The organism is Streptomyces sp. NPDC087428 (assembly GCF_044744085.1).
Taxonomy (GTDB): domain Bacteria; phylum Actinomycetota; class Actinomycetes; order Streptomycetales; family Streptomycetaceae; genus Streptomyces.
This window is the reverse complement of the sequence record NZ_JBIUXR010000032.1, coordinates 25480-40241: the sequence shown is the minus strand read 5'-3', so window position 1 is coordinate 40241 and position 14762 is coordinate 25480. Positions and strand designations below refer to the sequence as shown.

At 70.3% G+C, this 14762-nt stretch carries 2 protein-coding genes; both read right to left on the bottom strand.

Annotation, left to right across the window (positions count from 1 at the left end):
* A partial coding sequence (locus ACIO3R_RS39190) for a type I polyketide synthase (protein WP_402111896.1) occupies window positions 1-3850 on the bottom strand: 3850 nt, incomplete at its 3' end.
* Complete coding sequence (locus ACIO3R_RS39185; RefSeq protein WP_402111895.1) at window positions 3847-14715, bottom strand: type I polyketide synthase; 10869 nt, start codon at window positions 14713-14715, stop codon at window positions 3847-3849. The genes ACIO3R_RS39185 and ACIO3R_RS39190, both read right to left, overlap by 4 nt.
* Window positions 14716-14762: the final 47 nt, after the last annotated feature.

Here is a 14762-nt window from a genome sequence, read left to right as displayed (position 1 = left end):
CCACACACACATCCACCCCATCCCCCACACCCACCGACACACCACCACGCGTCACCACCACCAACGGACCCCCACCCTCAACACCCTCACCCTCATCAGCCAGCCACCCCTTCACCCTGTCCAGCACCCCACCCAACACCGACCGCACACCCACCACCGGATCCACACCCACACCCACCGACGGCACCTCAAACACCACCCCACCCAACACACCCACACCCTCCACCACACCAGCCGACACCAACGGCCGCCACACCACCTCAAGCAACCCACCACCCACACCCACACCACTCAACTGCTCCACCGACACCGGACGTGACACCAACGCCCCGACGCTGAGCACCGGTTGGCCCGCTTCGTCGGACACCAGGACCGACACGCTGTCCGGCCCGGCCGGCGCGATCCGGACGCGGAGAGCCGAGGCCCCTGCCGCGTGCAGAGCAACGTTGGTCCAGGCGAAGGGCAGGACGGTCGACTCGTCGGTCCCCGAACCGTCGTCAATGAGCGCCACGTGCATGGCTGCGTCGAGCAGAGCGGGGTGCAGGCCGAAGCGCTGGGCGTCGTCGTGCGCCGAGTCGGGGAGTGCGACCTCCGCGTACAGCTCCTCCCCGGAGGTCCAGGCGGCCTTGAGCCCCTGGAACACCGGTCCGTAACCGTAGCCACGCTCGTTGAGGAGGTCGTAGGCCCCTTCGACGTCGATCGCCGTGGCGCCCTTCGGCGGCCACACAGCCAGGTCCGCGGCCGGAGTCTCCGTGCCCACGGCAAGGGTGCCCACCGCATGACGCGTCCAAGGCGCGTGGTCGGCGCCCTCGCCTCGTGAGTGCACGCTGACCGAGCGCCGCCCCGTCGGATCGGCTGCGCCGATCGCTACCTGAATCGCGACACCTCCCTCTTCGGGGACGACGAGGGGCGCCTGGAGTGTCAGCTCTTCGAGGAGGTCGCAGCCCACCTCGTCGCCTGCTCTGACAGCCAGTTCGACGAAGGCGGTGCCGGGCAGAAGGACGCTGCCCAGCACACCGTGGTCCGCGATCCAGGCCTGAGTGGCCAGAGAGAGCCTGCCGGTGAGTACCGTCTCATCGGCCTCAGCCAGTGCGACGGCTGCGCCGAGGAGTGGGTGGTCGGTCGTGCCCAGGCCGAACGAGCCGGGGTCGTTGCCGCCGAGTTCCGCTTCCATCCAGTACCGCTCGCGCTGGAAGGCGTACGTCGGCAGATCGACGCGACGAGCCCCCGTCCCCTCGAAGTACCGGGCCCAGTCCACCGAGACTCCGGCCACATGCAACTGGCCCAGCGCCCCGACAGCCGTAGCCACCTCGGGACGGCCCTTCCGCACCAACGAGACGAACAGCGCCGACTCCACGTCCACCGACTGCTGCGCCATCCCGCTCAGCACACCGTCCGGACCCAGCTCGACGTAGGACGTGACGCCCTGAGCAACGACGAACGACACCGCGTCCGCGAACCGCACCGCCTCCCGCACATGCCGCACCCAGTACTCCGCCGAACCCCAGCCCTCCGCCAGATCCCCGGACACACCCGACACGACGGGGATCGACGCGGCGCCGAACGACAGACCGGCCACCACCGCCCCGAACTCCGCCAACATCGGCTCCATCAACGGCGAATGGAAGGCATGAGACACCCGCAACGTACTCGTCCGGCGCCCCTGGTCCTCGAACGTGGCGACCAGCCCGCGAACCGCCGCCTCCGTACCCGAAACGACCACAGAGTTGGGCCCGTTGACGGCCGCGATGCCCACCTCGTCGTTCAGCAGCCCAAGCACCTCGGCCTCCGTCGCCTCCACCGCCACCATCGACCCACCAGCCGGCAACGCCTGCATCAACCGGCCACGCGCCACCACCAGCTCAGCGGCATCCGCCAACGACAACACACCCGAAACGTGCGCCGCCGCAATCTCACCCACCGAATGCCCCACCAGGAAGTCCGGACGCACACCCCACGACTCCACCAACCGGAAGAGTGCGGTCTCGACCGCGAACAACCCGGCCTGGGCGAACATCGTCCCGTTCAACAGGCCAACGTCCTCACCCCACACCACCTCACGCAACGAACGCCCCAGCCGAGCATCCAGCTCCACCAGCACCGCATCAAAGACCTCCGCGAACACCGGGAACGCGCCGTACAACTCTCGGCCCATACCGAGCCGTTGAGATCCCTGCCCCGTGAACAGGAACGCCGTAGCACCAGCCGCACGCACCGATCCCCGTGCCACCGACGCCGACGCCTCGCCCTCAGCCAGCGCCGTCAGGCCCCGTACCAGCTCCTCACGGTCCGACGCCGCCACCACCGCACGATGCTCCAGCACCGCACGCGACACCACCGACGAAAAACCCACATCCAGCAATGAGACGGAAGCGTCCATACGGTCCAGGAGCTTCGCGGCCTGTCCCGACAGCCCCGCCTCACTCCGCGCCGACAACACCACCGGCACCACCGGCAGCTCAACCGAGGAAACCGGCTCTCCCTCCAGCTCCGCCGGAGCCTGCTCGACGATCACATGCGCGTTCGTCCCGCTCAGACCGAACGACGACACACCCACCCGACGCGGACGATCCCGCTCCGGCCACACCCGCGACTCCGTCAACAACTCCACCGCACCCGCAGCCCAATCCACCTGCGGCGTCGGCACATCCACATGCAACGTCCTCGGCAACACACCATGCCGAATCGCCTGCACCGCCTTGATCACACCGCCGACACCGGCAGCCGCCTGCGCGTGGCCCAGATTCGACTTCAACGAACCCAGCCACAACGGATCACCCTCCGGACGCCCCTGCCCATACGTCGCGAGCAACGCCTGCGCCTCGATCGGATCACCCAGCCGGGTCCCCGTACCGTGCGCCTCCACCAGATCAACCTGATCCGACGAAATCTGCGCATCAGCCAACGCCGCACGAATCACCCGCTGCTGCGACGGACCGTTCGGAGCCGTCAGCCCATTGCTCGCACCGTCCTGATTGACGGCGCTGCCCCGCAGGACGGCCAGGACCGGGTGTCCGTTGCTGCGGGCGTCGGAGAGCTTCTCCAGGAGCAGGACGCCGGCTCCCTCCGACCAGCTGGTGCCGTCGGTGGAGCCCGCGAACGACTTGCAGCGGCCGTCCTTGGAGAGTCCGCCCTGTCGGCTGAACTCGACGAAGACCTCAGGCGTCGACATGAGCGCCACGCCTCCGGCCAGCGCCATGGAGCACTCGCCCGAACGCAGCGCCTGGGCCGCGAGGTGCAGTGCGACCAGCGACGACGAGCACGCCGTGTCCAGCGTCATCGACGGGCCCTCGAAGCCGAAGACGTACGACACCCGGCCGGAGGCGATGGAGCCCGTGGCGCTGTTGTGGGCGTAGTCGTGGTACATCATTCCGGCGAATACGCCGGTCTTGCTGCCCTTCAGCGTGGTGGGGTCGATGCCGGCCCGCTCGAACGCCTCCCAGGACGTCTCCAGCAGCAGCCGCTGCTGCGGGTCCATGATCAGGGCCTCGTTCGGGCTGATGCCGAAGAACGCCGGGTCGAACGTGTCCGCGGCGTGGAGGAATCCGCCCTGGTTGACGTAGCTGGTGTTCTGTCGCTCGCCGTCCGGATCGTAGAGGGCGCCGAGGTTCCAGCCGCGGTTGTCCGGGAACTCGGATATGGCGTCCACACCATCGTTCACCAGCTGCCACAGGGCTTCCGGCGATTCGACGCCTCCCGGAAAGCGGCAGCTCATCGCGACGATGGCGATGGGCTCGCGGGCCGCCGACGACAGTTTTCTGTTGTGGGCCCGCAGACGGTCGTTCTCCTTGAGAGACGCCCGCAGTGCGGCGACCAGCTTCTCGTCAGAATTACTCATCGGGGCTCTCACATTCCCTGTGTCGCGTCGTCAAGGCCGGATCCGTCGAGCGCCATGCTGATCAGGCTCTCGGTGTCCATCGAGTCGATGGAGTCGGCGGAGGGCTCGTCCGTGCCCTCCGCCTCGTTCGCCGGCTCGTCGTGAGCACCGGCGAGCTCGAAGAGGACTTCCATCAGTCCCGCGTCCCTGAGCCGGCTCAGAGGAATTCCTTGCAGAATGCGTCGGACCCGCTCCTCCCCGACGGCCTCGTCGTCCGTAGGGGAATCGGGGCGCAGTTCCTCCGCCAGGTGCTCGGCGAGTGCGCGGGAGTTCGGATAGTCGAAGACCAGCGTGGCCGAGGGGCGGAGTCCGGTGGCCTGGGCCAGGCCGTTGCGGAACTCCACCGCCGCCAGCGAATCGAACCCGAGGTCCTTGAACGCCCGGTCCGGCTCGATGGCCGAGGGGCCCGCGTACCCGAGAATGGCGGCCGCGTGGGCGCGTACGAGGTCGAGCACCTGGGCCGCGCGCTCGTCGTCGGTCAGCGAGGTCATCCGCCGTTGGAACGCCGCGGCACCGGACGCCGACGCGTCGGCGGGTCGGCGGGCACCGGGCCGTACCAGACCTCGGAACAGGTCGGGCAGGTCGTCCGGCTCCGGGGCCCCCGCCCCGGTGAGGTCGACCCGCATGGTGACGAGCGCGGCCCCACCCGAGGTCTCGGCGGCGTCGAAGAGCGCGGTTCCTTCCTCGCCGGAGAGCGGTTCGATGCCGGAGCGGCGCATCCGCTGGGAGTCGGCGCCCAGGCTGTCCGCCATGCCGCCGTCCGCCCAGGGGCCCCAGGCGAGGGACTGTGCGGGGAGCCCTTCGGCCCTGCGGTACGTGGCCAGCGCGTCCAGGAACGCGTTCGCCGCGGCGTAGTTGCCCTGGCCCGGGTTGCCGATCACTCCGGCAGCCGAGGAGAAGAGGACGAAGGCGGCGAGGTCCATACCGCGCGTCAGCTCGTGCAGGTTCAACGCCGCGTCCACCTTCGGACGCAGCACCGCCCCCACCCGCTCCGGCGTCAACGAACCCATCACCCCGTCATCCAGCACCCCCGCCAAATGCACCACCCCCACCAACGGACGATCCACCGGAATCGCACCCAACACCCCAGCCAACGCCCCCCGATCAGCCACATCACACGCCTCGACCACCACCTCAGCACCCCACCCCGCCAACTCCTCAACCAACTCACCCACACCCTCAACCACACCACCACGACGACTCGTCAACACCAACCGCCGCACCCCACGCTCCACCACCAAATGACGCGCAAACACCCGCCCCAACGTCCCCGTACCACCCGTCAACAACACCGTCCCCACCGAACCGAACTCCACCCCGGACCGGTCATCCGCAGAAGGCACAGCACGTTCCAGCCGGCCCACATGCGCACGGCCCTCCCGCACCACCACCTGCGACTCACCCAACGCCACCACCCGCGCCACACCCGCCAGACCACCCACACCATCCAACTCACCGTCCAGCAACACCACACGCCCCGGATTCTCCGACTGCGCCGACCGCACCAGACCCCACACAGCACCACCCGCCACATCCGTCAGCTCATCGCCCGGCAACGCCACGGCACCCACCGTCCGCACCACCAACCGTGCGCCGGCAAACCGCTCATCACCCAGCCACTCCTGCACCACCCCCAACACCTCACACACCGCATCCCGCACACCACCCGCAGAGCCGAGCCCCGCTCCACCAGCGCGCAGCGAATCGAACACCACGACGTCCGGCACCACATCCGACGAGCTCGTCAGATCGCTCCAGTGGCTCACGGCCACACAGTCCGCCTCGTCAGCGGCGGGCAGCGCCACTTCCGGCCACTCCACCCCGAACAAAGACCCCCACGCACCGGACTCGGCCGCCGCGCGCCGCGCGCCGCCCACCGAGCGCAACACGAGCGAGCCCACCGATGCCACCACACCACCACTCGCATCGGCCAGCACCACCGACACCCGGCCCTCACCCAGCACGGAGACCCGAACCCGCACCACCGAGGCACCCACCACGCCCAACGACACGCCCGACCACGCGAACGGCAGCGCGGCCCCCTCATCCACCGCACCCGACAACGCCACCCCGTGCAACGCCGCATCGAACAGCGCAGGGTGCAGGGCGTAGGTTCCGGGCTCGGTGCCTTCGGGGAGACCCACCTCGGCAAAGACGTGATCGTCGGTTCGCCAGGCTTCGCTCAGTCCGCGGAAGGCCGGCCCGTAGCGCAGACCCGCTTCCGCCATGCCGTCGTAGAACCCGTCCAGGTCCACCGGCTCCGCACCGGCCGGGGGCCACTGGCCCGCACTCCACGCCACGTCCTCGGCGTCGGGTGCGGCGGCGACGGCGACAAGCGAACCGGTGGCGTGGCGCACCCACGGCAGATCCGTCGCCTCGCCGCGCGAGTGAACGGTCACCGGTCGTCTGCCGGAGTCGTCCGGGGAACCGACGACGACCTGGAGGGCGACGCCACCATGCTCCGGGAGCACCAGCGGCGCTTCCAGGGTCAGCTCTTCGAGCCCGGCGTAGCCGACCTCGTCTGCTGCTCTCAGTGCCAGCTCCACGAAACCCGTGCCAGGGAAGAGGGCAGCGTCACCGACCGCGTGGTCGGCCAGCCAGAGCTGGACCCCGGTGGACAGGCGACCGGTCAGAATCACACTGTCCGTGTCGGGTGACGTCACGACCGCGCTCAGCAGGGAGTGGCCGGCGGACTCCTGTCCGATGGATTCGAGGTCCGTACCGCGCTGCTCGCCGACGATCCAGTAGTTCTGGTGCTGGAAGGCGTAGGTCGGCAGGTCGACGCGGCGGGCTCCCGAGCCCTCGAAGAACCGGGCCCAGTCCACCGGAGTTCCGGCCACATGCAACTGGCCCAGCGCCGTGACGGTCGTGGACACCTCGGGACGCCCCTTGCGCACGAGGGGGACGAAGACAGCTGTCTCCGCGTCCACCGACTGCTGCGCCATCCCACTCAGCACACCATCCGGACCCACCTCCACGAACGACGTCACGCCCCGGGACACGACGAACGACACCGCGTCCGCGAACCGCACCGCCTCCCGGACGTGCCGCACCCAGTACTCCGCCGAACCCCAGCCCTCCGCCAGATCCCCGGACACACCCGACACCACAGGGATCGACGCGGCGCCGAACGACAGCCCGGCCACCACCGCCCCGAACTCCGCCAACATCGGCTCCATCAAAGGCGAATGGAACGCATGAGACACCCGCAGCACACTCGTCCTACGGCCCTGTCCGGCGAACTTCCCCGCCAGATCAGCAACCGCACCCTCCACACCCGAAACCACCACAGAACGCGGACCATTGACCGCCGCGATCCCCACCTCACCGCTCAGCAGCGGAAGCACCTCGGCCTCCGTCGCCTCCACCGCCACCATCGACCCACCAGCCGGCAACGCCTGCATCAACCGACCACGCGCCACGACGAGTTCAGCCGCATCCGGCAGCGACAACACACCCGAGACGTGCGCCGCAGCGATCTCACCCACCGAATGACCCACCAGGAAGTCCGGACGTATGCCCCAGGACTCCACCAGGCGGAACAGGGCCGTCTCCACCGCAAACAGGCCGGCCTGGGCGAACATCGTCCCGTTCAACAGGTCAACGTCCTCACCCCACACCACCTCACGCAACGAACGCCCCAGCCGAGCATCCAGCTCCACCAGCACCGCATCAAAGACCTCCGCGAACACCGGGAACGCCTCATACAGCTCCCGGCCCATCCCCAGCCGCTGCGCACCCTGACCCGTGAACAGGAACGCGACCTTGCCCGCCGGCCGCACCGATCCCCGTACCACCGAGGCCGATGCCTCGCCCTCAACGAGAGCGGTCAGGCCCCGTACCAGCTCCTCGCGGTCCGACGCCGCGACCACCGCACGGTGCTCCAGCACCGCACGCGACACCACCGACGAGAAACCCACATCCAGCAATGAGACGGAAGCGTCCATACGGTCCAGGAGCTTCGCGGCCTGTCCCGACAGCCCCGCCTCACTCCGCGCCGACAACACCACCGGCACCACCGGCAGCTCAACCGAGGAAACCGGCTCTCCCTCCAGCTCCGCCGGAGCCTGCTCGACGATCACATGCGCGTTCGTCCCGCTCAGACCGAACGACGACACACCCACCCGACGCGGACGATCCCGCTCCGGCCACACCCGCGACTCCGTCAACAACTCCACCGCACCCGCAGCCCAGTCCACCTGCGGCGTCGGCACATCCACATGCAACGTCCTCGGCAACACACCATGCCGGATCGCCTGCACCGCCTTGATCACACCGCCGACACCGGCAGCCGCCTGCGCGTGGCCCAGGTTCGACTTCAACGAACCCAGCCACAACGGATCACCCTCCGGACGCCCCTGCCCATACGTAGCGAGGAGCGCCTGCGCCTCGATCGGATCACCCAGCCGGGTCCCCGTACCGTGCGCCTCCACCAGATCAACCTGATCCGACGAAATCTGCGCATCAGCCAACGCCGCACGAATCACCCGCTGCTGCGACGGACCGTTCGGAGCCGTCAGCCCATTGCTCGCACCGTCCTGATTGACGGCGCTGCCGCGCACCACCGCCAGCACGTCGTGCCCCAGCCGCCGGGCGTCCGAGAGACGCTCGACCAGCAGAACACCGACACCCTCGGACCACGCGGCACCGTCCGCGGCGCCCGCGAACGACTTGCACCGACCGTCCTTAGCCAACCCACGCTGCCGGCTGAACTCGACGAAGACCTCGGGCTCCGACATGACGGCCACGCCGCCCGCCAGCGCGAGGGAGCACTCTCCGGAGCGCAGCGCCTGGATCGCGAGGTGCAGGGCGACCAGCGACGACGAGCACGCGGTGTCCACCGTCATCGACGGGCCTTCGAGGCCGAGTACGTAGGAGATCCGGCCGGAGGCGATGCCGCCCGTGCTCGCGTTGTGGGCGTAGTCGTGGTACATCATCCCGGCGAATACGCCGGTCCGGCTCTCCTTCAGGGAGAGCGGGTCGATGCCGGCGCGCTCGAACGCCTCCCAGGACGTCTCCAGCAGCAGCCGCTGCTGCGGGTCCATGATCAGGGCCTCGTTCGGGCTGATGCCGAAGAACGCCGGGTCGAATCCGGGGGCGTCGTCGAGGAACCCGCCACGGGCGACGTAGCTGGTGTCCGGCCGGATGCCTTCCGGGTCGTAGATCTTCCGCAGGTCCCAGCCCCGGTCGGACGGGAAGTCGGAGATGAGGTCGGCTCCGTCGGTCACGGCCTGCCAGAGATCCTCGGGTGAGCCGACGTTGCCCGGGTAGCGGCAGGCCATGCCCACGATGACGATCGGGTCGTCGGTGTGCGCGGCGGAGTTCCGGATCGCCGTGGTGGGCGCGGCTGTCGCGGGGGCGTCGGCACCGGCCACCTCGCTCAGCAGGTGGCGGGCCAGGGCCGCGGGGGTGGGGTAGTCGAAGACGACGGTGGCGGGGAGACGGAGCGCGGTGGCTTCGGCCAGTGCGTTACGGAACTCCACCGCCCGCAAGGAGTCGAAGCCGAGGTCCTTGAACGCCTTCTCCGGCTCGATGGCCTGGAGTGAGCTGTATCCGAGGACGGAGGCGACCTGTTCGAGGACGACCTCCAGCATCGCGCCTTCCCGCTCGGACTCGGCAAGCCGCGCGAACCGCTGCTGGAGGCCGTTCGCCGCGACGTGGCCCGTGGCCCTGCGCCGGGTGACGATGGGGACCAGCGTGCGGAAGAGTTCGCGGCTGCTGTCCCCCTGGGCCCGTACGGCGGCGAGGTCGAGCTGCACCGGAACCGCCACCGGCGTGTCCAGGCGCAGTGCGGCGTCGAAGAGGGCCACTCCTCGTTCCGAGGAGATCGGGAAGACGCCGCCGACGGAGGAGATACGGGAGCGTTCGGCACCGGACAGCTTGCCGGTCATGCCGCTGGCCTCGTCCCAGAAGCCCCAGGCGAGGGACTGTGCGGGGAGCCCTTCGGCCCTGCGGTACGTGGCCAGCGCGTCCAGGAACGCGTTCGCCGCGGCGTAGTTGCCCTGGCCCGCGTTGCCGAAGGTGCCGGCCACGGAGGAGAAGAGGACGAAGGCGGCGAGGTCCATACCGCGCGTCAGCTCGTGCAGGTTCAACGCCGCGTCCACCTTCGGACGCAGCACCGCCCCCACCCGCTCCGGCGTCAACGAACCCATCACCCCGTCATCCAGCACCCCCGCCAGATGCACCACCCCCACCAACGGACGATCCACCGGAATCGCCCCCAACACCCCAGCCAACGCCCCCCGATCAGCCACATCACACGCCTCGACCACCACCTCAGCACCCCACCCCGCCAACTCCTCAACCAACTCACCCACACCCTCAACCACACCACCACGACGACTCGTCAACACCAACCGCCGCACCCCACGCTCCACCACCAAATGACGCGCAAACACCCGCCCCAACGTCCCCGTACCACCCGTCAACAACACCGTCCCCCCCGAACCGAACTCCACCCCGCCCACACCCTCGTCGGACGGCGCGACGGCACGCATCAGCCGGCCCACATGCGCACGGCCCTCCCGCACCACCACCTGCGACTCACCCAACGCCACCACCCGCGCCACACCCGCCAGACCACCCACACCATCCAACTCACCGTCCAGCAACACCACACGCCCCGGATTCTCCGACTGCGCCGACCGCACCAGACCCCACACAGCACCACCCGCCACATCCGTCAGCTCATCGCCCGGCAACGCCACGGCACCCACCGTCCGCACCACCAACCGTGCGTCCGCGAACCGCTCATCACCCAGCCACTCCTGCACCACCCCCAACACCTCACACACCGCATCCCGCACACCACCCGCAGAACCAACCCCCGCTCCACCAGCACGCAGCGAATCGAACACCACCACATCCGGCACCACATCCGACGAACCCACCACATCACTCCAGCGACCGACACCCACACCCTCGGCCGCGTCCCCACCCGGCAACGCCACTTCCGGCCACTCCACCCCGAACAAAGACCCCCACACACCCGACTCCGTCACCGCGCGCCGCTCCCCCACGACCGAACGCAGCACCAACGACTCCACCGAAGCCACCACACCCGCACCACCCGCATCGGCCAACACCACCGACACCCGGCCCTCGCCCACCACCGAAACCCGAACCCGCACCACCGACGCACCCACCACGCCCAACGACACACCCGACCACGCGAAAGGCAGCGCAGCACCCCCACCCACCGCACCCGACAGCGCCACACCGTGCAACGCCGCGTCGAGCAGGGCGGGGTGGAGCCGGAAGTCCGTCGCGGGTGTTCCGGTGGGGAGGGCGACCTCGGCGTAGATGTCGCCGTCGGCGCGCCATGCCGCGTTCAGGCCGCGGAAGACGGGCCCGTAGCGGAGGCCCTCCTCTGCCATGCCGTCGTAGAACCCGTCCAGGTTCACCGGCTCCGCACCGGCCGGGGGCCACTGCCCCGCACTCCACGCCGCGTCCTCGGCTCCGGGCGTTCCGGCGCCCGGGGTCGCGGTGCCGGGCGCGAGGACGCCGGTCGCGTGCCGGGTCCACGGCTCGTCGCCGTCCTCCGCGCGGGCGTGCACGGTCACCGGGCGCCGGCCGTCCGGGGCGGCGGTGCCGACCGTGACGCGTACCGCCACTCCGCCCCGCTCGGGGACGATCAGCGGTGCCTCCAGTGTCAGTTCGTCGATCACCGGGCAGCCGACCTGGTCACCGGCGTAGCCGACGATTTCCACCTGTCCGGTGCCGGGGAAGAACGCGGTGTCGCCCACGCGGTGGTCGCCGAGCCACGGGTGGGTGCCGAGGGACAGGCGGCCCGTCAGGCTGAGCGCGTCCGTGTCCGGGGCGGAGACCCGTGCGCCGAGCAGCGGGTGGCCGGCCGGTTCGAGGCCGGCGGTCAGCACGTCGCCCGCACCGGTGGGCGCGGTGACCCAGTAGTGGTCGCGCTGGAAGGCGTACGTGGGCAGCTCCACGCGGTCGGCGGGCGCGGGGGTCTCGGGGAAGAAGAGGCTCCAGTCGACCGGGGCGCCGTGCACGTAGGCCTCGGCCAGCGATGTGGCGAAGCGGTCCGGTCCGCCGCTGTGCCGGCGCAGCGAGCCGACGGCGGTGGCGGTGGCCGAGCCGGCGGCGACGGTCTCGCCGAGGGCGATGAAGAGGCCCGGGTGGGGGCTGGCCTCGACGAAGAGGGTGAACCCGTCGTCGAGCATGGCCCGGGTGGTGTCCTCGAAGCGCACGGTGCGGCGCAGGTTCTCGTACCAGTAGCCGGCGTCGAGTGCGGTGGTGTCGAGCGGGCCGCCGGTCACCGTGGAGTAGAACGTCGTGGTGGACGGGCGGGGGGTGACCTCGGCGATCTCCGCCAGGAGGCGGTCGCGTATCTCCTCGACGAACACCGAGTGGGAGGCGTAGTCCACCGGGATGCGGCGGGCCTGGACGCCCTGTGTCTCCAGGTGGGCGTACAGCTCGTCGAGGGCTTCCGTCTCGCCGCACACGACGGTGGAGGAGGGGCTGTTGACCACGGCGATCTGAAGCCTGTCGCCCCAGCCGCCCATCACCGACTCGGCCTCCGCGGCGGGCAGCGCGACCGACATCATGCCGCCGCGTCCGGCGAGGTCCTGGCGGATGATCCTGCTGCGGAGCGCGACGACGCGGGCGCCGTCCTCCAGTGAGAGTGCCCCGGCGACACAGGCGGCCGCGATCTCCCCCTGGGAGTGGCCGACGACGGCGGCGGGCTCGACACCGCACGCGCGCCAGAGGTCCGCGAGGGAGACCATGACGGCCCACAGGACCGGCTGGACGACGTCGACCTCGTCGAAGGTGGGCGCTCCCGGGCGCTGGTGGACGACGTCGAGGAGGTCCCAGTCGGTGAAGGGAGCCAGGGCATCCGCGCACTCGCGCATCCGCTCGGCGAACACCGGTGAGGTTTGGAGGAGTTCGACGGCCATGCCGGCCCACTGGGAGCCCTGGCCGGGGAAGACGAAGGCGACCTGGGCAGGGCCGGTGGCGGTGCCGCGGATCACGTGCGGCGCCTTGGCGCCCTCCGCGAGTGCGTCCAGGCCGGTGAGCAGGGGGCCGAGGGGGGCGGTGTCGCTGTCGCCGGCGTCGGCGGCGGCCGGGAGGGTCGCGGTGTCGAGGACGACGGCACGGTGCTCGAACGCGGTGCGGGTGGCGACCAGGGCGTGGCCGATGTCCTGGGGCCGGGCGGCGGCTCCGGCTCCGTCCCGTACGAAGGAGGCCAGTCGCGCCGCCTGGGCGCGCAGGCCCGCGGCGCTGCGTCCCGAGACGAGGAACGGGGCGACGGGCGTGGTGCCGGACGTGGCGTCGGACGTGGCGAAGGGGGCCGTCCGGCCGTCCGTGGCCGACTGTCCCTCGACCGACAGCTCGCCCTTCCCGTCACGTGTTCCAGTGGGCGCACTTGTCCCGGTGGGCGCACCTGTCTTGCTGTCGGGGCCCGTCGTGGCGGGTTCGGCGGCGGGTTCCGGTGCCGGGGCCTCCTGGAGGATCACGTGGACGTTGGTGCCGCTGAGCCCGAACGCCGAGATGCCGGCGGTACGCGGGTGACCGTTCTGCTCCCAGGGTTCGGCCTCGGTGAGCAGGCTGACGTGGCCGGCGGTCCAGTCGACGTGGGTGGAGGGCTGCTCGACGTGCAGGGTCTTGGGGAGCAGGCCGTTGCGCAGGGCCATCACCATCTTGATGACGCCGCCGACACCCGCGGCCGCCTGGGCGTGGCCGATGTTGGCCTTGAGCGAGCCCAGCCGCAGCGGCTGTTCGGCGGTGCGGTCCTGGCCGTACGTGGCGAGCAGGGCCTGCGCCTCGATGGGGTCGCCGAGGGTGGTGCCGGTGCCGTGGGCCTCGACGACGTCGACGTGGGCGCCGGGGACGCGTGCGTTGGCGAGGGCCTGGCGGATGACGCGTTGCTGGGACGGGCCGCTGGGCGCGGTGAGGCCGTTGGAGGCCCCGTCGGAGTTGATGGCCGATCCGCGGATGACGGCGAGCACGGGGTGTCCGTTGCGGCGGGCGTCGGAGAGGCGCTCCAGCAGGACGATGCCCGCGCCCTCCGACCAGCCGGTGCCGTCGGCGGTGTCGGAGAACGCCTTGCACCGCCCGTCGGGCGCGAGGCCGCGCTGCTTGCTGAAGGCGACGAAGGGCGCGGCTGTCGACATGACCATGACTCCGCCGGCCAGTGCGAGGGTGCACTCGTCCTGGCGCAGGGCCTGTGCGGCGAGGTGCAGGGCGACCAGCGACGATGAGCAGGCGGTGTCCACGGTGAAGGACGGGCCTTCGAGGCCCAGGGTGTAGGAGATGCGGCCGGAGATGACGGAGGCGGCCCGTGCGGTGGCCATGTAGGCCTCGACGGCCTCGGGTACGCCTTCGGGGAAGTCGCCGTAGTCCTGGATGCCGGATCCCATGTAGACGCCGACGCGGCCGCCGCGCAGGGTCTCCGGGTCGATTCCGGCCCGTTCGAAGGCCTCCCAGGCGACTTCGAGGGTGAGTCGCTGCTGCGGGTCGGTGGCCTCCGCCTCCATGGGGCTGAGTCCGAAGAACCCGGCGTCGAAGTCGCCCGCGCCCTGGAGGAATCCGCCCTGGTGGACGTAGCTGGTGCCCGGCTGCGAGGCGTCGTCACCCCTGAGCTGGTCGAGGTCCCAGCCCCGGTCCTCCGGCATGCCCGATACGGCGTCGCGGCCCTCGGCGACCAGTTGCCACAGTTCCTCGGGGGTGGTCACCCCGCCGGGGAAGCGGCAGCCCATGGCCACGACGGCGATGGGTTCCTGCGCGGCGGCCTCGGCGTCCTGGAGGCGGCGCCGGGTGCGGTGCAGGTCTGCGGTCACCTTTTTGAGGTAGTCGAGGATCTTCTCGTCGTTGGCCATATCGGTCTCACCGAGTCCTTTGGGTCAGATGCCGGTCAGCGTGCCCT